Origin of the sequence: Verrucosispora sp. WMMA2044 (assembly GCF_027497155.1) — a bacterium.
Lineage (GTDB): Bacteria > Actinomycetota > Actinomycetes > Mycobacteriales > Micromonosporaceae > Micromonospora > Micromonospora palythoicola.
Map to the genome: position 1 here is coordinate 3,372,070 of NZ_CP114913.1, position 17,249 is coordinate 3,389,318.

General features: G+C 72.2%; 21 protein-coding genes. 9 read left to right on the forward strand and 12 right to left on the reverse strand.

Features of this window, described 5'->3' with window-relative positions:
- Positions 1-3 precede the first annotated feature (3 nt).
- On the forward strand, positions 4-693 hold the full coding sequence (locus O3597_RS15280; RefSeq protein ID WP_164445242.1) for a response regulator transcription factor: 690 nt from the start codon (positions 4-6) through the stop codon (positions 691-693).
- Between the two features lie 17 nt (positions 694-710).
- Complete coding sequence (locus tag O3597_RS15285) at positions 711-2,126, forward strand: HAMP domain-containing sensor histidine kinase (protein WP_281601549.1); 1,416 nt, start codon at positions 711-713, stop codon at positions 2,124-2,126.
- A gap of 251 nt (positions 2,127-2,377) precedes the next feature.
- On the opposite strand, the gene O3597_RS15290 is transcribed toward O3597_RS15285, so the two are convergent.
- Positions 2,378-3,403 (reverse strand): adenosine deaminase, encoded by a 1,026-nt coding sequence (locus tag O3597_RS15290; RefSeq protein WP_281601550.1) that lies wholly within the window; start codon positions 3,401-3,403, stop codon positions 2,378-2,380.
- On the reverse strand, positions 3,400-4,191 hold the full coding sequence (locus O3597_RS15295; RefSeq protein WP_281601551.1) for a trans-aconitate 2-methyltransferase: 792 nt from the start codon (positions 4,189-4,191) through the stop codon (positions 3,400-3,402). The genes O3597_RS15290 and O3597_RS15295 overlap by 4 nt, the downstream gene beginning before the upstream one ends.
- 92 nt (positions 4,192-4,283) lie before the next feature.
- Here O3597_RS15295 and O3597_RS15300 point away from each other — a divergent pair, with 92 nt between their 5' ends.
- The gene (locus O3597_RS15300) at positions 4,284-5,267 is read left to right on the forward strand and encodes an aldo/keto reductase (protein ID WP_281601552.1); all 984 of its coding nucleotides are present in this window, start codon (positions 4,284-4,286) and stop codon (positions 5,265-5,267) included.
- 110 nt (positions 5,268-5,377) lie between these two features.
- Entirely contained in the window at positions 5,378-5,572 is a 195-nt protein-coding gene (locus tag O3597_RS15305) for a hypothetical protein (protein WP_281604548.1), read from the forward strand.
- 106 nt (positions 5,573-5,678) lie between these two features.
- Here the strand turns inward: O3597_RS15305 and O3597_RS15310 are convergent, their stop codons facing one another.
- The 7 genes from O3597_RS15310 to O3597_RS15340 form a co-directional block, all read right to left on the reverse strand.
- Positions 5,679-5,882 carry a cold-shock protein gene (locus O3597_RS15310; RefSeq protein WP_011905669.1) on the reverse strand — a complete coding sequence of 68 codons (204 nt, stop codon included), beginning with the start codon at positions 5,880-5,882 and terminating at the stop codon, positions 5,679-5,681.
- A gap of 289 nt (positions 5,883-6,171) precedes the next feature.
- Positions 6,172-6,444 carry a DUF4235 domain-containing protein gene (locus O3597_RS15315; RefSeq protein WP_164445246.1) on the reverse strand — a complete coding sequence of 91 codons (273 nt, stop codon included), beginning with the start codon at positions 6,442-6,444 and terminating at the stop codon, positions 6,172-6,174.
- Entirely contained in the window at positions 6,441-6,755 is a 315-nt protein-coding gene (locus tag O3597_RS15320; RefSeq protein WP_164445247.1) for a DUF3618 domain-containing protein, read from the reverse strand. The genes O3597_RS15315 and O3597_RS15320 overlap by 4 nt, the downstream gene beginning before the upstream one ends.
- Entirely contained in the window at positions 6,752-7,204 is a 453-nt protein-coding gene (locus O3597_RS15325; RefSeq protein ID WP_164445248.1) for a phage holin family protein, read from the reverse strand. The genes O3597_RS15320 and O3597_RS15325 overlap by 4 nt, the downstream gene beginning before the upstream one ends.
- 147 nt (positions 7,205-7,351) lie before the next feature.
- A complete protein-coding gene (locus O3597_RS15330; protein ID WP_281601553.1) occupies positions 7,352-8,566 on the reverse strand; it encodes a mechanosensitive ion channel domain-containing protein in 1,215 nt (404 codons plus the stop codon).
- 137 nt (positions 8,567-8,703) lie between these two features.
- Positions 8,704-9,525, reverse strand: a complete 822-nt coding sequence (locus O3597_RS15335) for a DUF1206 domain-containing protein (RefSeq protein ID WP_164445250.1) — start codon at positions 9,523-9,525, stop codon at positions 8,704-8,706.
- A 59-nt stretch (positions 9,526-9,584) separates the two neighbouring features.
- Positions 9,585-9,950, reverse strand: a complete 366-nt coding sequence (locus O3597_RS15340; RefSeq protein ID WP_281601554.1) for a hypothetical protein — start codon at positions 9,948-9,950, stop codon at positions 9,585-9,587.
- A 72-nt stretch (positions 9,951-10,022) separates the two neighbouring features.
- Here O3597_RS15340 and O3597_RS15345 point away from each other — a divergent pair, with 72 nt between their 5' ends.
- The gene (locus O3597_RS15345) at positions 10,023-10,304 is read left to right on the forward strand and encodes a GNAT family N-acetyltransferase (RefSeq protein ID WP_166457974.1); all 282 of its coding nucleotides are present in this window, start codon (positions 10,023-10,025) and stop codon (positions 10,302-10,304) included.
- On the opposite strand, the gene O3597_RS15350 is transcribed toward O3597_RS15345, so the two are convergent.
- On the reverse strand, positions 10,288-11,802 hold the full coding sequence (locus O3597_RS15350; protein ID WP_281601555.1) for a glycoside hydrolase family 3 N-terminal domain-containing protein: 1,515 nt from the start codon (positions 11,800-11,802) through the stop codon (positions 10,288-10,290). The genes O3597_RS15345 and O3597_RS15350 overlap by 17 nt on opposite strands.
- A gap of 214 nt (positions 11,803-12,016) precedes the next feature.
- Between O3597_RS15350 and O3597_RS15355 the strand changes: the two genes are divergently transcribed.
- The 4 genes from O3597_RS15355 (at position 12,017) to O3597_RS15370 (ending at position 15,417) form a co-directional block, all read left to right on the forward strand.
- A complete protein-coding gene (locus tag O3597_RS15355; RefSeq protein WP_268967958.1) occupies positions 12,017-12,139 on the forward strand; it encodes a hypothetical protein in 123 nt (40 codons plus the stop codon).
- Between the two features lie 77 nt (positions 12,140-12,216).
- Complete coding sequence (locus O3597_RS15360) at positions 12,217-13,167, forward strand: TIGR03557 family F420-dependent LLM class oxidoreductase (RefSeq protein WP_281601556.1); 951 nt, start codon at positions 12,217-12,219, stop codon at positions 13,165-13,167.
- A 47-nt stretch (positions 13,168-13,214) separates the two neighbouring features.
- The gene (locus O3597_RS15365) at positions 13,215-14,846 is read left to right on the forward strand and encodes an ATP-dependent DNA helicase RecQ (RefSeq protein WP_164445255.1); all 1,632 of its coding nucleotides are present in this window, start codon (positions 13,215-13,217) and stop codon (positions 14,844-14,846) included.
- A 67-nt stretch (positions 14,847-14,913) separates the two neighbouring features.
- Positions 14,914-15,417, forward strand: a complete 504-nt coding sequence (locus tag O3597_RS15370) for a hypothetical protein (protein WP_164445934.1) — start codon at positions 14,914-14,916, stop codon at positions 15,415-15,417.
- Between the two features lie 103 nt (positions 15,418-15,520).
- Here O3597_RS15370 and O3597_RS15375 read toward each other — a convergent pair whose 3' ends face one another.
- Together O3597_RS15375 and O3597_RS15380 are read right to left on the reverse strand one after the other, a co-directional pair.
- Positions 15,521-16,285 carry an ABC transporter permease gene (locus tag O3597_RS15375; protein WP_216592538.1) on the reverse strand — a complete coding sequence of 255 codons (765 nt, stop codon included), beginning with the start codon at positions 16,283-16,285 and terminating at the stop codon, positions 15,521-15,523.
- Positions 16,278-17,243, reverse strand: coding sequence for an ATP-binding cassette domain-containing protein (locus tag O3597_RS15380; protein WP_281601557.1), 966 nt, complete (start codon positions 17,241-17,243; stop codon positions 16,278-16,280). Before O3597_RS15380 ends, O3597_RS15375 begins: the two co-directional genes overlap by 8 nt.
- Between the last annotated feature and the right edge of the window lie 6 nt (positions 17,244-17,249).

Genomic DNA, 17,249 nt, shown 5'->3' on the forward strand with positions numbered 1-17,249 from the left:
TGGGTGGCCACCGTCCTCCTGGTCGAAGACGATCACGTCGTACGCGGCGCGATGCTTCGTTCCCTCACCGACCGGGGTCACGCGGTACACGCGGTCGGCACCGCGCTGGACGCGTTGCGCCGGGTCGCCGCCGAGACGCCGGACCTGGTGGTGCTCGACCTCGGCCTGCCGGATCTGGACGGCTCGGACGCGCTGCGGATGCTCCGGGGCATCACCGACGTGCCGATCATCATCGCGACCGCCCGCGACGACGAGCAGTCCGTGGTCAAGCTGCTGCGAGCGGGTGCCGACGACTACATGATCAAGCCGTTCACCGGCGCGCACCTGGACGCCCGGATCACCACGGTGCTGCGCCGCGCGGGCCGGGCCAGCCGCTCCACCCAGCCGGCCGTGCACAGCGTGGGTGGGCTGCGGGTGGACGTCGGCGAGCGCAGTGCCCACCTCGACGGTGCGGCGCTGGCGCTGACCCGCAAGGAATTCGACCTGCTGGCGTATCTCGCCGCCCGTCCTGGCCGGGTAGTGTCCCGGCGGGAGCTCTTGGAGGAGGTATGGCGGCAGCCATCGGTCGGCGAGGATCAGACCATCGACGTTCACCTGTACTGGCTACGGCGCAAAATGGGCGAGTCCGCGGCGAAGCCGCGCTACCTGCGCACCGTGCGGGGGGTGGGCTTCCGGCTGGTGGCGCCGGACTGAGACCGGCGCTGGCCCTGTTGACGGCCGGCGTGGGCACCCTGCTGGCGCTGGCCTTCCTCGTGCCGCTCGGGCTGACCCTCGGCGGGCAGGCACGCGAGGAGGCGATCGCCGACGCGGCCCGGCGCAGTGCGCTGGTGACCGGGGCCCTGGCCATCAGCACCGACGCGGAGGTCGTCACCCGGGCGATCGAGGCCAGCGGCGGCGACCCGGCAACCCGGCCCGTCGTGCACGGGCTCGACGTGGACTCCACCACCGGACGAGCCGACGCGGCGCAGCTGGCGCGGGCCCGGGAGCAGGGCCGGTCGCTCGTCGTCGATGTCGACGGCGGGGTGCTGCGGCTCGATCCGGTGGTGCTGGGCGAGCGGACCGCCGTGGTGGAGGTCTTCGTGCCGGACGCCGCGCTCGACGCCGGTGGTGGCCGGTGGTGGTTGCTGATCGGGGTGGCCGTCGCGCTTGTGGGTGCCGCGATGCTCGTGGTGGACCGGCTCGCCGCCCGGGCGGCCGACGCGAGCCGGGCCCTGGTCAAGGCGGCGCTCGCGATCGGCGACGGCGACCTGGGCGTGCGGGTCGAGCCGAACGGCCCGCGCGAGCTGGTCGAGGCCGGCCACGCGTTCAACCGGATGGCGCAACGGTTGGTGGCGGCGCGCACCGAGGAGCGGGAGTTGGTGGCGGACCTGTCCCACCGGCTGCGTACCCCGTTGACCGTGCTGCGGCTCGACGCCGAGGCACTGGAGTCCGACGACACGAGTGTCGGCTCGTTCAGTCAGGCCGAGCTGGACTACCGGCGTGGCATCCGGCGGATCCGGCAGGCGATCGTCACCCTGGAGGGTGAGATCGATGTCCTGATCAAGACCACCCGCAAGGCGGTGGCGACCGAGGCCGCGCCACCGGCGACGTGCGACGTGAGCGAGGTGGTCCGGGATCGGATGGTGTTCTGGGCTGCCCTCGCCGGTGACCAGAACCGCCCGCACCGGGTCTCCGGTGCCCAGTTGCGGATCCCCGCGCCGGTTCCCCGGGCCGAACTGGCCGCCGCCCTGGATGCCGTGATCGGCAACGTGTTCCGGTACACCCCGCAGGGCACCGCGTTCGAGGTGGCGGTGTCGCGACGCGACGGCTACGTGGCCATCCGGATCGACGACGCCGGCCCCGGTATCGCCAACCCGGATCGGGCGCTGCGGCGCGGCGCCAGCGACCAGGGCTCCACCGGCCTGGGGCTGGACATCGCCAAGCGGGTGGCGTTGCAGGCCAACGGCTCGGTCAGCATCGACCGGGCGCACCTGGGCGGGGCGAGTGTGGTGATGCTGCTGGCCGACCCGGAGGCGACGCCGCGCCAGGTCAGCCGGTTCGGTCTGGTGGGCCGGATGGCCCGGGAGGGCCGGGAGCAGAAGGCCGGTGGCCGCCGCTGGCCCCGACAGCGCCCGACGGACCGCTGACGGTCAGACACTCCGGAGTGCGGACCGGTCGCTTCGGGCTGTGCGAGGGCGCAAGTCTTCCTTAGATCCGAATTAACCCCGTTCCACCCGACCGGTCCCGGCTGACAGGATCGCTGGCGAACCCAGCAGTTCCACCGGCCTGTCGCTCCCAGCGCCGTCGGCCGGTGGAGCCGTGCGCGCGGCGGGAGACACGGTCCCCCCACACCTCCTCCCGCCGCGCGCCACCTGGCCGGTGCACCCGGGCGACGGCGTCAGCCGCGCCGGTCGGCGAGATAGGTGTCGATCTCCGCCAGGATCCGCCGCCTGCCGGTCTCGTCGAGGAAGGACGCGGTCACCGCGTTGCGGGCCAGCTCGGTTACCCCGTCCGGGCCGGTGTCGAGCAGCCGGGCGGCGACCGCGTACTCGTCGTCGAGGGTGGTGCCGAACATCGGCGGATCGTCGGAGTTGATGGTCACCAGGACCCCGGCGTCGACCAGCCGGCGCAACGGATGCTCGTCGATGTGGGCCACCGCCCGGGTACGCACGTTCGACGTCGGGCAGACCTCCAACGCGATCCGCCGCTCTGCCAGGTACGCGAGCAGGTCCGGGTCCTGCGCGGCGGAGATGCCGTGGCCGATGCGTTCCGCGCCCAGCTCGCGCAGGGCGTCCCAGATCGTCTGCGGACCGGTGGTCTCACCGGCGTGCGGCACCGACCGCAGCCCGGCTGCGCGAGCCTGGTCGAAGTAGGGCTTGAACTGCGACCTCGGCACGCCGATCTCCGGGCCGCCGAGGCCGAAGCTGACCAGCCCGTCGGGGCGTTCGTCGAGCGCGATCCGCAGCGTCTCCTCGGCCGCCGGCAGGCCGGCCTCGCCGGGAATGTCGAAGCACCAGCGCAGCTCGATGCCGAAGTCGGCGGCGGCCCGCTTACGGGCGTCCTCGATCGCCTCGCAGAACGCCGGTGCCGGGATGCCGCGGTGCACGTGCGAGTAGGGCGTCACGGTCAGTTCGGCGTAGCGCACCTGCTGGCGGGCCAACTCCCGGGCCACCTCGTGGGTGAGGATCCAGACGTCGTCCGGGTCACGGACCAGGTCCACCACGCTGAGGTACAACTCGATGAAGTGGGCGAAGTCGCGGAAGACGAAGTAGTCGGCCAGCAGCTGGGGGTCCGCCGGGACGGGGCTGCGTCCCTCGTGCCGGGCGGCCAGCTCGGCCACGATGCGGGGCGAGGCGGAGCCGACGTGGTGCACGTGCAGCTCCACCTTGGGCAGTCCGGCGATGAAGGTACGCAGGTCGGTCACGAGTTCTCCTGGGCGGGACCGGTACGGGCGACGACGAAGATCCGTCGGAACGGGAAGTACACCTGGCCGTGCCGCACCGGGTACGCCTCGGCGAGGCGTACCGCCAGCGCGGCCCGGAAGGCGGACCAGCCGGCGGCGTCCAGCGCGGCTCGGACCGGGCGCAGGGCGGTGCCCTCCAGCCAGGTCAGCACGGGGTGGTCCGAATCGGGACCGGCCGCCAGCAGGTGCACGTAGGTAGTCTCCCAGGCGTCGACGGTGCAGCCCGCGGCGACCAGGGACCCGGCGTAGTCGACAGGTTCGGCGACCGGTGCTTCGTCGAGCAGCGGGGTCAACGCCGCCCGCCACGGTGGCCGACCGGCGACCTCGCGCAGCGCCCGGTGCGAGGGCGCGTCGACGTTGCCCGGCACCTGCACCGCCAGCCAGGCACCGGCCGGCAGCTCGGTGGCCCAGCGGACGAGCAGGTCCCGGTGGCCGGGCACCCACTGGAGCACCGCGTTGCTGACCACCACGTCGGTGTCCGGCTCGGGACGCCAGTCGCGCACGTCCGCCACCTCGAAGCGGGCCGGGACGTCCAGCGTGGCGGCCCGCGAGATCATCTCCGGCGACGAGTCCAGGCCGACCACCCGGCTGTCCGGCCAGCGGGCCGCGAGCACGGCGGTCAGGGTGCCGGGTCCGCAGCCGAGATCGACAACCCGCCGGGGACGGTCGGCCGCCACCCGGGCCAGCAGGTCGTGGAAGGGCCGGGAGCGCTCGTCGCCGTAGCGTAGGTACGCCGTCGGATCCCACATGACCACGCCCACCTCTCACAAACCGTACGTCCGTCTTGTTTACCGTACGGCCCGGCCACCGCCGAGGCAAGCCGGGTCACTAGGCTCACCGTATGGAGCAACGCACGTTCCCCCGCATGGATCGCCAGGTCGGCGTGGTCGGGCTCGGCGCCTGGCAGCTCGGCGCCGATTGGGGCACGGTCACCGAGGACGACGCGATGGCGGTGCTGACCGCCGCGGTCGACGCCGGGGTCACCTTCCTGGACACCGCCGACGTCTACGGCGACGGGCGCAGCGAACAGCTGATCGGACGCTTCCTGGCGGCACGCCCCGACGCCGGGCTGACCGTGGCGACCAAGATGGGCCGGCGGGTGGCGCAGACGCCCGAGGCGTACACCCTGGACAACTTCCGCCGGTGGACCGACCGGTCCCGGACGAACCTGGGCGTGGACACACTGGACCTGGTGCAGCTGCACTGCCCGCCGACGGCCGTCTTCGGCACCGACGAGGTCTTCGACGCCCTCGACACCCTGGTGGCCGAGAAGCGGATCGCCGCGTACGGCGTCAGCGTGGAGACCTGCGACGAGGCGCTCACCGCGATCGCCCGCCCCGGGGTGGCCAGCGTGCAGATCATCCTCAACGCGCTGCGTCACAAGCCGCTCGAACGGGTGCTGCCGGCCGCCTCGGCCGCCGGGGTCGGCATCATCGCCCGCGTCCCGCTGGCCAGTGGCCTGCTCTCCGGCCGCTACGACGAGCACACCACGTTCGCCGCCGACGATCACCGCAACTACAACCGGCACGGGGAGGCGTTCGACGTCGGCGAGACCTTCTCCGGGGTGGACTTCACCACCGGCCTGGCCGCGGTGCGGCGGATCGCCCCGCTGGTGGGCGCGGACCGCACCATGGCCCAGTTCGCGCTGCGCTGGGTGCTCGACCAACCGGGCGTCACCGTGGTCATTCCGGGTGCCCGCGACGCCATCCAGGCCCGCGGCAACGCCGCAGTGGCTGGCCAGGCCCCACTGTCCCCTGGGGAACTGGCCGAGGTGGCGGCGGTCTACGACGACCTGATCCGCCCTCAGGTGCACCACCGATGGTGAGCGGTGGGCCCGGCGACCGCCCGTTCGACGGCGGGCCGGCCGGTGGTGGGCCGCCCGCGGCGCCCGGCGACGCACGGCCGGGTGGCGAGCCACAGCGGCGGCAGACGGTGATGACCGGATGGCTCCGGCTCACGCTCGGTCTGCTGGCCGTGGTGGTCGGTGCGGTGTGGACGGTGCAGGGACTCGGTTACGTCGAGGGCAGCGTGATGACCGGCCAGCGGCTCTGGGCGGTACTCGGGCCGCTGCTGGTACTGGTCGGGTTGGCTCTGCTCTGGCTCGGTGTCCGCGCCCGCGACCGCCGCTGAGGCACCTGCGGCGACGATGCGGAAAGCCCCGCGTCCGATGGGACGCGGGGCTTCGCACTGATTCGGGGACTGCCTCGCCACTGGCCGACGGTCGCCGACCGGTGCCTCAGAGGGGGCGGACCTGCTCGGCCTGCGGACCCTTCTGGCCCTGGGCGATCTCGAACTCCACCCGCTGGTTCTCCTCCAGCGTGCGGTAGCCGCTGGTCTGGATGGCCGAGAAGTGGACGAACACGTCAGCACCCCCGCCGTCGACGGTGATGAAGCCGAAGCCCTTGTCAGCGTTGAACCACTTCACGGTTCCCTGCGCCATGTGTATCTCCTTCTAAAACTGGCGGCCGAGCACACCGTGCGGCCGGTTGGCCGTTTTCGAGCAGCGGTGTCTGAGGCGGCCCCCGGTGAAGGAGACTTCTCTCAACCCACGCCGTCTCTCAACAGCGTGGAACAGCTTAACCACGTACGCAAAAACTGTGCAGAGCCTAGCCGACGAAATTCTCCGACATGTGACCTGACGGATGCGTCGAATCCGTCGGGCGGAGGCGGTGGGGCAACGCGAAAGGCCCCCTCACCGGCAACCGATGAGAGGGCCTCGAGACGGACCTTCAGTCCGGCCAACTACCGGTCAGCCGACGGACGCCGACCGCACCGCCCCGATCCACCGCCGCCCGGACGACCGAGAAGATGGCGCCCTGCAAGGCGGCCGCCGCGAGGATCTCCCCCCAGCGACGGTCCTCGTCCGTCGGGTTCGGCGCCTCACCGTCACCGGCGGTCATCTTCCACACCTGCCGGAAGACCGCGCCCGCGATCGCGCCGGCGGCGAAGCCCATCAGCACGCCGACCGGCTTGTAGGCGGCCCTGCCGATTCCCTTGCTCACGCACGCCTCCCTCTGATGATCATCAACACCACGGCGGCGGCGAGCGCACCGGCCGCGAGCGCGACGAACGGCGCGGGTCCCTGGCGGCTCGGACCCTGCTGGTGGTTCAGGCCGGCCTGGGCGCGTACCCGGGCGACCGTCATCGCAGCCTGCTCGCGTACCCGCTCCCGCGCCTGGTCCGCCGAGGACTTCAGTCGCTTCTTCACGTCGGCCTTGGCGGCCAGCGCCTCCATCGTCTCGCCCAACTCGACGCGGGTTCGCCGGATCTCCTCCCGCAGCGCCTCCGTGTCACCCGTACCGTTACCTGTCATGCCCGTCCCCTGTCCTTCACGGCGGCGCTGACCACGTCGACGTCGGCCCGTAGGCTGCGCACGGTCGCCTCGGGCACCGGCGGGACCGCACGGCTGACCCGGCGCTTGCCGATCAACGCCAGCACGCCGGCGACCAGGAACAGGACCACCGCCACGATCAGCGCGGCAGCCCACGCTGGCAGCACCAGGGCCAGCAGGAGGATCGCGGCGGTCACCAGCGCCCCCAGGCCGAAGAAGGCGAGGGCGCCGCCCCCGGCGAACAGCCCGACACCGATGCCGGCCTGCTTGCCCTTCTCGGTCAGCTCGGCGCGGGCCAGCGTGAGTTCGTCCCGAACCAGGCGCGAGACCTGCTCGGTCGCCCGCTGGACCAGTTCGGCGGTGGACGGCTCCGTCCCGTTGTGGGATATCCGCCCGTTGTGGGACGTACGGGCGTTCGCCACGTCAGCCATGCTGTCCCCCTCTCGTCATCACCGCGCTGTATGCCCGGAGTCGCCGCTCGTCAATCCTGTTCCCGAAAAAGGGGGCAGAAGCGTCGGGCAGCACGTCCCCACCGGACGCCGCGCCAAACCTGCGCATCCGAGTGGATAACGAGGTGGTCAGCGGCGAGGTTCGGCGGGCTGCCGAGCCTCGACCGTCTCGTCGGGGCCGACGAACGCCTCGTTGCGGGCGTGGCCGTCGTCGCTGCCACCGAAGAGCCGGGCGTCGTCGGGCACCTCGGCCTCGGCCCGACGGCGCGTCGAGTGCCGCGGCTGGATCCACTGCCACGCCAGGTCGCTGCCGCCGTCGCCGACCTCGGTACGCAGGCGGGGCATCGCGGTGGGCCGGTGGTCGCGTACCCAGGCGACCAGGTGTTCCCGCACGAGGCAGCGCAGGTCCCACAGTGCGCCCGCGTTGCTGGCGCTCACCAGCGCGCGAACCTTGATCGTCCCGCCGGTCGCGTCGGTGACCTGGAGGACACAGACCCGGCCGTCCCACAGCTCGGTGCTCTCGACCAGCCGGCGCAGCTCCTCCCGCATGGCCTGTACCGGGATCGACCAGTCGACCTCGAACTCGGCCGTGCCCAGGACCTTCGCCTCGGTCCGGGTCCAGTTCTGGAACGGCTTGCTGGTGAAGTAGGAGGTCGGCAGGATCAACCGCCGGTCGTCCCAGACCTGGACCACCACGTAGCTGAGGGTCAGCTCCTCGATCCGACCCCACTCCCCCTCGACCACCACCACGTCGTCGAGGCGTACCGCGTCGCTGAAGGCCAGTTGCAGGCCGGCGAAGACGTTGCCCAGCAGGCTCTGCGCGGCCAGGGCGGCGACCACACCGACCACACCGGCACTGGTGAGCACGCCGGCACCGATGCCCCGCACGGCGGGGAAGGTCATCAGCATCACGCCGAGGGTGATGACGACGATCACCACTATCGTCACCCGGCGCAGCATCACCACCTGGGTGCGTACCCGCCGGGCGTGCCGGTTGTCCGGCACGTCCACCCGGAACCGGGCGAGCGCGGTGTCCTCGACCACCACGAGCAGCGAGGCGACCAGCCAGGCCGCGGTGGCGATGATGGCCAGCACCAGCAGGTGCAGCAGGGCCTGGCGCCAGCCGGTGCCGATCGCGTACCCGGTGCTGAACCGGACGGCGAACTGCACGGCGAGCACGGTGGCGGCGACCTGGAACGAGCGGTGCGCGTGCTGGGTCAACTCGGTCAGCAGCAGTGATTTGCGGCCCCAGCGACGGGTGAGGCGGTGCACCACCTCGACCACGGCAAGAGCGATCGCCGCCGCGGCGAGCGCGGCGACGACCGTCACGAGGTAGCTGTGCACGTGTTGCTTCTCCTTCCGGCCCGACGGCGATCCCGGTGGTGGTGTCCGGCGTGCGGGCAATCAAGATCCGGCAAAGGGGCAATGGTGCCCTGGATCGCCGGCCCCGGCCACCGCGGGGGTGGCCGGGGAGGAGAAGGTCATACCTTGCGGTAGCGGGACTGGAGGAAGCAGTAGACGCCGAAAGCGGCGATGCCCAGCGCGATGAGGGTCAGCAGGATGGTGCCGAACGCCTGTTCACGCAGGGTCCGCAGCGCGGCGTCCAGACCACGGGCCTTCTCCGGGTCGTAGTTCACCGCGGCCAGTATGACCAGCAGACCGGTCACGGCGAAGGCGACACCCCGGGAGGCGTAGCCGGCCATACCGAGCCGACGGGCGAGCTGCCGGGTCTTGGCGCTCATCTCGCCGGTCTTCAGCCGCTTCATGAACTTCTTCTTGAGGCCGTAGATCGCCATGCCGATGCCGATGCCCATCAGCACCAGGCCGGCGAGGCCGACCAGCCAGCGACCCCCGGTGGACTCCATCAGCCGGGCGGTCAGGCCCTGCTGCTGGGAGGCGCTGTCGGAGTTGGCGTCGGAGAAGACCTTCCAGGCGGTCCAGGCCAGCCAGAGGTAGATCAGCGTACGGGCGGCGGAGACGATCCGTTCCTTGAGCCGGTCGTTGCCCCGCTCGGTGCGGTGCCCGACGGCCGCTTCGAGGGCCTGCCAGATCGCCATGGCGAGCATGCCCACGGCGATGGCGATGACCAGGAACTGACCCATGGGTTGCGCGGCGAGGGTACGCAGCGCGCCGGACTGGTCGCCGTCGTTGGACGAGTTGCCGAACGCGATCTGCAGCGCCAGCCAGCCGAACAGCAGGTGCACGATCCCGTAGCCGATGAAACCGGCCCGGGCGAGGAGTTCCAGCCACCGGCTGTCGGCCGTACGGGCGGCGGTGGCTTCGGCGTTCCGGGTAAGAGACATGGCGCCTCAATCTCCGAACGCGAAGATTTCCAAACGTGCTGGCCGCCGCCCGAACATCATCAGCCGCCGTTACGCGCGATGCGGACCTTCACCTCGCTGTCGGTGACGCTGTCCAGGGTGACCGCGAGGCCACCGACGTCGGCCGCCTGCTGGCCGACCGTGAGGGACAGCTGTTCGCCGCCGACCTCGATGGTGGCCACGTCGTCCTGCGTCTCGACCAGACGAGCCTCGACGCCGAGGATGTTGGCCCGGGCGTCCACGCCCCGGTCGAAGGTCACCGTGCAGGCGTCCAGGCCGCAGTCGGTGCTGGCCCCCTCGGAGCTGCAACCGGCCAGCAGGGCCGCGCCGAGCGCGAGACCGGCCAGCAGGCCGGCGAGGCGGGTGGTAGTGGGCGGAGTCTTACCGGCGAGGGATCGGTTCGTCACGCCGTCAAGCGTACGAGACACCGGCGAACCGACCGGGCGGGCCGACCGGCGGTGGACAATGCAGGAGTGAGCATGCTGGTCGAGGACAATCCCGCCAAACACCGCTACGAGATCCTGGTCGACGACGCGCTGGCCGGCTTCACCGCCTACCTGCCCCGCGACCAGGTGCTGATCTTCACGCACACCGAGGTCGACTCGGCCTTCCAGAACATGGGCGTCGGCTCGGCGCTGATGCGCGGCACCCTCGATCAGGTCCGCGCGCAGGGGCAGCGGGTGGTGCCGCGTTGCCCGTTCATGGCCGCCTTCATCGAACGCCACCGGGAGTACGCCGACCTGGTCACCAGCCCGGACTGACCGCGCCGCCGGCGAGCAGCTCGGCCGCGGCCCGACCGGCGGCCCGGGTGGCGCCGTGGGTGGCGATGTGCACCGCCCCGGTGACCAGCGCGGGCACCCCGAGTTCGACGACCACCGCGTCGGGGCGGGCGGTCAGCGCCCGATCGACCGCGGCCCGCATCCAGGCGTGCCGGTGCAGGTCGCGCACGACCAGCACCAGCGGCCGGCCGACGGCACCGGCGGCCGGGTCGGTCGGCGCCGACTGCTCGACGTGTCGGACGCTCGTGGTGCCCGGCACGAGGGCGGCCAGCGGCGCGGCCACTCCCCAGGGAGTCGCCGAGCCGATCGCGATGTTGTGCGGCGGCTGGAACTCCACCACGTGCGCCGGGCCGTGCAGCGGCAACGAGACGGTCGTGGCGTCGCTGGTGGTGACCCGCACGGCACGCCGCGCCGCGACCAGCCCGACAGCTGAGCCGCCGGCCGGGCCGGCGGGGCGGCCGGCACGGGCCGCCACCGTCCAGGCGGCGAGTTGGCCGATCCGCTTGGCCGCCTCGGCGAGCCGCTCCTCGGGTAGCTCCCCGGCGACGACCGCGTCGACGATGGCGTCGCGCAGGTGCCGGGCCGTCTCCTCGTCGGCGTGCTCGCCGCCGACACAGATCGCGTCCGCACCGGCGGCCAGGGCACGCACGGCCGCACCGGCGAAACCGTAACGGTCAGCGACCGCGCCCATCTCCACCGCGTCGGTCACCACCACGCCGTCGAAGCCCATCTCCTCGCGCAGCAGGCCACCCAGGATGCGGGCGCTCAGGGTGGCCGGCAGGTCCGGATCCAGGGCCGGCACCAGCAGGTGCCCGGTCATCACCGCCTGGACGCCCGCCGCCACGGCGGCCCGGAACGGAGCCAGCTCGACGGCGTGCAGCCGGTCCCGGTCGGCGTCGATCCGGGGCAGGTCGTGATGGGAGTCGACGCGGGTGTCGCCGTGGCCGGGAAAGTGCTTCGCGCAGGCGGCGACGCCGCCGGACTGCAGGCCGCGTACCCAGGCGGTGGTGTGCCGGGCGACCAGCGACGGCTCCGCGCCGAACGACCGGACGCCGATCACCGGGTTGTCCGGGTTGGAGTTCACGTCCGCGTCGGGCGCGTAGTTGAGGGTGATCCCGGCGGCGGCGAGTTCCGCGCCGAGGTCGCGGGCCACCTCCTCGGTGAGAGCCGGGTCGTCGACCGCGCCGAGTGCCAGGTTGCCCGGGCGGGAGCTGCCCAGACCGGACTCGATGCGGGTGACGTCGCCGGCCTCCTCGTCGATGGCGACGATCACGTCCGGCCGCTCCGCCCGCAGCGCGGCGGTCAGCGCGGCCACCTGCCCGGGATCGACGACGTTGCGGCTGAACAGCACCACCGAGCCGAGCCCGTCGCCGAGCCAGCGGCAGATCCAGGCGGGTGGGACGGTGCCGACGAAACCGGGCTGCAGGACCGCGGCCGCCAGGGACGCCAGGTTTCCGTTGCGCTCGATTCGATCGCTCATGCCGGCACTCCGCTTCGCTGCGTGCCGCCATGAGGCACCGCCGCGCTGAGTTGGTGATTCGCTCGCTGCCGCTCGCTCATTCGGCGCTGTACCCCCGCGTGTTCCGCCGTGGACTCCCGCCGGCCGGCGGTTCAGACATGGTCACACCGCGCCACCCCAATAGTCAATAAACCTTACAGTTGCCTTGGGAGCGCTGCACCGCGACAGTGCGGGTATGGACCCCGTGCTGCTGGCCGACGCGACGAGCCCGGCCGACATCCCCGGCGTACGCCTGCTCGGCCTGGTGGTGGGCGGTCTGCTGCTGCTTGTCGCCATCCGCGCGATGTTCCGCCGCTGAGCCACCGCGGCGGGTGTGACCGGCGCCCGCCGGGGTACCGCCTGCCCCACAGGCATCAGTGGGGCGAGGGGGAAGCAATGAAGATCGGATATTTCCTGTCCACCGAGGAGTACACGCCGGCCGAACTGCTCGACCAGGCCCGGGCCGCCGAGCGGGCCGGCTTCGCGGCGTTGTGGATCTCCGATCACTACCACCCCTGGATCGACGCCCAGGGGCAGAGTCCCTTCGTCTGGTCGATGCTCGGCGCGCTGAGCCAGGTCTGCCGGCTGCCGGTCACCACCGCCGTCACCTGCCCGACCGTACGCATCCACCCGGCGGTGCTCGCCCAGGCCGCGGCGACCACCTCGGTGCTGCACTCCGGCCGGTTCGTCCTCGGGGTGGGCTCCGGCGAGGCGCTCAACGAGCACATCCTCGGCGATGCGTGGCCGCAGGCCGGCGTCCGGCTGGAGATGCTGGAGGAGGCGGTCGAGGTGATGCGCAGGCTGTGGCGCGGTGGTTTCGTCAACCATCACGGCCGGCACTACCAGGTGGAGCACGCCCGGATCTACACGCTGCCGGAGACTCCCCCGCCGATCTACGTCTCCGCGTTCGGGCCCAAGGCCGTGGATCTGGCCGCCCGGATCGGCGACGGTTTCGTCAACACCATGCCCGACGCCGAGCTGGTGCGCCGGTTCCGGGACAACGGCGGGGGCGACAAGCCCTGCCAGGCCGGTTTCAAGGCCGCGTACGCGCCCACGGTCGAGGAGGGCATGAGGCTGGCGTACGAGCGCTGGCCGACCGAGGCGATCCCCGGTGAGCTGCTCCAGGTCCTGCCCTCGCCGCGCCACTTCGAGCAGGCCGCCACGCTCGTGGATCCGGAGGCGATGCGCGAGGCGTTCGTCTGCGGCAGCGACGCCGACGCCCACCTGGCGAAGATCGACGCGTACGCGAAGGCCGGATTCGACGAGGTCTACGTCGCCAACACCGGGCCGAACTGGTCGGGGCTGCTCGACCTGTACCAGCGCGAGGTGCTGCCCCGGCTACGTTGATCAACCCGGGTTTCGGCGCGGAGCCGCCCGGGTACCTGCGGCCTTCGATGAAACTGACCACGCACTCGATGTCGTTGCGCCGTGCCGCGCGCAGCCTGTTCGGTTGGACCGCCCTGCGGCCCAACCAGTTGGCCGCGATGCGGGCCGTGATGCGCCGCCGCGACGCCCTGGTGGTGCTGCCCACCGGCGCCGGCAAGTCGGCGATCTACCAGATCCCGGCCAGCCTGATCCCCGGCCCGACCGTGGTGATCTCCCCGCTGCTGGCGCTCCAGCAGGACCAGATCGCCGCGCTCAACGAGCGGCAGCGCGCGGAACTGCGGGCGGTCCGGATCAGCTCGGACGAGACCGCGGCCCAGCAGGCCGAGGCGATCGCCGAGATCCGCGACGGGCGGGCCGAGTTCCTCTTCATCACCCCGGAACAGCTGGCCAACCCCGACCGGCTGGCCGAGGTCCGGGACCTCAGGCCGGCGCTGGTGGCGATCGACGAGGCGCACTGCATCTCCGCCTGGGGCCACGACTTCCGCCCGGACTACCTGGCCCTCGGGCAGCTGATCGAGGGCATCGGCCGACCACCGGTGGTCGCGCTGACCGCGACCGCCTCGCCGCCGGTACGCGACGACATCGTCAGCCGGCTGCGGCTGCGCAAGCCCGAGATCGTGGTGTCCGGCCTGGACCGGCCCAACCTCTTCTTCGAGGTGGCGCACTGCCCCACCGAGGACTACCGGTGGCGGCGGCTGATCGCCCTGCTGCGTGAGGACGAGCGGCCCGGCATCATCTACGTGCCCACCCGCCGCGCCGCCGAGGAGCTGGCCGACCGGCTGACCGACGCGGGTTTTCCCGCGCAGTACTACCACGGCGGGATGCCGGCCAGCGCCCGCGCCCGGCTGCACGAGGCGTTCCTCGCCGACCAGGTGCCGATCATGGTGGCGACCTCGGCGTTCGGCATGGGCATCGACAAGCCGAACATCGCCTGGGTGGTGCACATGGCGCTGCCCGACTCGCCGGACAGCTACTTCCAGGAGATCGGCCGGGCCGGCCGCGACGGCCAGCCGGCCCGGGTGCTGCTGCTCTGGCAGGCCGAGGACGTCGGGCTGCAACGCTACTTCAGCGGTGGCCTGCCCGACGCCACCGAGCTGCGCGACCTGGCCGCGTTGCTGCGCCGCGAGCCGACCACCCGCAAGGAGCTGCGCGAGGTGACCGGGCTCGGCCCGCGCAAGCTCGGGCAGTACCTCGCCCTGCTGGAACAGGTCGGCGCCGCCCAGCAGGCGCCGGGACAGCGGGTCGGCGCACCCCGTTACGCCCCCACCCCGGTCGACGCGGCGGCGGCCGCGGTGGCCGAGGCGGAGCGGCAGCAGAGCCTGACCCGGTCGCGTACCGACATGATGCGGGCCTTCGCCGAGACCAGCGCCTGCCGGGGGCAGACGTTGCTGGCCTACTTCGGCGAGCAGATGAGTGAGATCTGCGGGCACTGCGACAACTGTCACGCCGGCACCAGCGTGCCCGACGACGGTTCGGTGGGCCCGTTCCCGGTGCACAGCCAGGTGCGACACGCCGAGTGGGGCTCCGGCCTCGTGCTCAGCTACGAGGAGGACCGGATGACGGTCCTGTTCGACGAGGTCGGGTACAAGACGCTGTCGGTCAGCGTGGTGTCCGAACAGGGTCTGCTCACCCTGGACTAACCTGAGCCGGCCGCCGCCGGCGGTGCGGGGCGACGAGGACGTGAACGACGAACGGGAGGGGCGGGTCGTGATCGAAGAACCGGCGTACACCGGTTTCGGTTTCTCCGACGAGGAGTGGGGGCTGCTGGTCGGGCTGCCGCAGTCGGTGCTCACCGCGGCGAGCGCCGCCGAGTCCGACGGCACCAAGGCGACGATGGCCGAGGGCGCCGCCGGCCTGGAGACCATCTCCGGCGGGCGGGAGTCGGCCAGTCCGCTGGTGGCCGCGGTGGCCGGCGAGATCGTCACCCGGGTCGGCGACCCGGAGGCCGGTGAGGAGATGCCGGTCATCGAGCCCGCGGACCCGCGCGGCTACGCCGAGGACGTGCTGGGCCGGGCCAAGGAGGCGTCGGCGCTGCTGGCGGCCAAGGTGGACGAGGGCGAGGCGGGCGCGTACCGGCACTGGCTGGTGGAGATCGCCGACCAGGTCGTCGGCGCCGCCAGCACCGGCGGCGTACTCGGCCTGGGCGGTACCGAGGTCAGCCCCTCCGAACGCCGCTTCCGCGACCGCCTCTCCCAAATCCTCAACGACTGACCCCACCCCACCCCCAACCCCGTCGATCATGAGGTTGGCGGCGGTGTTGATCTCAGAAACTGCCGCCAACCTCATGATCAACTAGTTGGATTGGGGGATGGGGTTAGGCGATTCGGCGGGGGAAGAGGAGGGCGGAGAGGAGTACGGCGAGGGCTAGCAGGGCGAGGCACCAGAGCGCCGCCCGGGTAGGTGCGGTGCCGACCGGGGTGTTCAGGAGGAGGCCGCGCAGCGACTCGATGACCGGGGTGACCGGCTGGTGCTCGGCGAAGCCCCGCAGCCAGCTGGGCATGGTCTCGACCGGTACGAAGGCACTGCTCGGATACGGCAGGAACATCACGATGAAGGTGTATCCGTTGGCCGCCTCCGGGGTCCGGGCCAACAGGCCGAACGCCGCCGACAGCCAGGACACCGCCAGCAGGAACAGCAGCAGCACCCCGGCGGCGGCCAACCAGCGCAGTGGCGCGACGGCCGGCCGGAACCCGATGGCCACCGCCACCCCCAGCACCAGCACCGTGGAGACGGTGTTGCGGGCCACGCTCGCCACCACGTGCCCGGCGAGAATCGAGGTGGCACCGACGTCCATCGTGCGTAGCCGCTCGATCATCCCGGTGGTCAGGTCGGTGGTGACGCTCACCGCCGTGCCGGCCGCGCCGAAACCGGCGCAGAGCAGCAGCACACCGGGCACCACGTAGGTCACGTACGCCGAACCGGTCTCGATCGCCCCGCCGAAGAGGTAGACGAAGAGCAGCATCAGGATCACCGGCAGCAGCAGCGAGGTGAGCAGCGCGTCGACGTTGCGCCGGGACAGCCGGACACAGCGGCCGACCATCACCGCGGCGTGCGTCGGCCGGACGGTCAGCTCAGACACCGGCCACCTCCCGCTCGGGGCTCGCCGGCCGACCGGTGAGGGTGAAGAAGACGTCGTCGAGGGTCGCCTCCCGGACGGTGAACCGGACCACCCCGTGCCGGTCCGGATCGACCTCGTCGAGCAGGCCGCGTACCTGGGGGGCGCTGCCGTCGGTGGCCACCGACAACGCCAGCCGGGCCGGTTCGCGGTGGGTGACCCGGTCGCCCAATCGCCGGGCCGCCTCGGCGAGCCCGGCGGCGTCGCGCCAGGTCAGCTCCAACCGCTGGGCACCGAAACGGCGCTTGAGCTCGGCCGCCGTCCCCTCGGCGGCGAGCCGGCCGCCGTGCAGCACCATGATCCGGTCAGCCAGGCGGTCGGCTTCCTCCAGGTACTGCGTGGTGAGCAGCACCGTCACCCCGGCGCCGGCCAGCTCGCCGATCACCTCCCACAGCCCCTGCCGGCTGCGCGGGTCGAGACCGGTGGTCGGCTCGTCAAGGAAGATCACCGACGGAGCGCCCACCAGGCTGGCCGCCAGGTCGAGGCGTCGCCGCATCCCGCCGGAGTACGTCACCACCCGCCGGCCGGCGGCGTCGGTCAGGTCGAAACGGTCCAGCAGAGCAGTGGCACGGGCGCGGGCCGCCGGAGCGCTCGACCCGGCGAGGCGGGCCAGCATGGTCAGGTTCTCCACGCCGGTCTGCCCGTCGTCGAGCGCCGCGTGCTGGCCGGCGAGGCTGATCGTCCGGCGTACCCGCCGCCGCTCGCGCACCACGTCGTGGCCGGCGACCCGGGCGGTACCCGAATCCGGTCGGGTCAGCGTCGCCAGGATGCGCACCGTGGTGGTCTTGCCGGCTCCGTTCTGCCCGAGCAGGGCATGCACCCCGCCGGTGGGCACCCGCAGGGTCAGCCCGTCGAGCACGACGTGGTTCCCGAAGGACTTGCGCAGGTCGACCAGCTCGACCGCTGGCGGTCCATGCACCATGAACAC

What these genes read in the sequence shown, in the direction of transcription:
- O3597_RS15295 (WP_281601551.1), bottom strand. Translation starts at nt 4,191, where the DNA reads ATGTGGGATCCGACGGCGTACCTACGCTACGGCGACGAGCGCTCCCGG.
- O3597_RS15300 (WP_281601552.1), top strand. Translation starts at nt 4,284, where the DNA reads ATGGAGCAACGCACGTTCCCCCGCATGGATCGCCAGGTCGGCGTGGTC.
- O3597_RS15305 (WP_281604548.1), top strand. Translation starts at nt 5,378, where the DNA reads ATGACCGGATGGCTCCGGCTCACGCTCGGTCTGCTGGCCGTGGTGGTC.
- O3597_RS15310 (WP_011905669.1), bottom strand. Translation starts at nt 5,882, where the DNA reads ATGGCGCAGGGAACCGTGAAGTGGTTCAACGCTGACAAGGGCTTCGGC.
- O3597_RS15320 (WP_164445247.1), bottom strand. Translation starts at nt 6,755, where the DNA reads ATGACAGGTAACGGTACGGGTGACACGGAGGCGCTGCGGGAGGAGATC.
- O3597_RS15325 (WP_164445248.1), bottom strand. Translation starts at nt 7,204, where the DNA reads ATGGCTGACGTGGCGAACGCCCGTACGTCCCACAACGGGCGGATATCC.
- O3597_RS15335 (WP_164445250.1), bottom strand. Translation starts at nt 9,525, where the DNA reads ATGTCTCTTACCCGGAACGCCGAAGCCACCGCCGCCCGTACGGCCGAC.
- O3597_RS15345 (WP_166457974.1), top strand. Translation starts at nt 10,023, where the DNA reads ATGCTGGTCGAGGACAATCCCGCCAAACACCGCTACGAGATCCTGGTC.
- O3597_RS15350 (WP_281601555.1), bottom strand. Translation starts at nt 11,802, where the DNA reads ATGAGCGATCGAATCGAGCGCAACGGAAACCTGGCGTCCCTGGCGGCC.
- O3597_RS15355 (WP_268967958.1), top strand. Translation starts at nt 12,017, where the DNA reads ATGGACCCCGTGCTGCTGGCCGACGCGACGAGCCCGGCCGACATCCCC.
- O3597_RS15360 (WP_281601556.1), top strand. Translation starts at nt 12,217, where the DNA reads ATGAAGATCGGATATTTCCTGTCCACCGAGGAGTACACGCCGGCCGAA.
- O3597_RS15365 (WP_164445255.1), top strand. Translation starts at nt 13,215, where the DNA reads ATGAAACTGACCACGCACTCGATGTCGTTGCGCCGTGCCGCGCGCAGC.
- O3597_RS15380 (WP_281601557.1), bottom strand. Translation starts at nt 17,243, where the DNA reads ATGGTGCATGGACCGCCAGCGGTCGAGCTGGTCGACCTGCGCAAGTCC.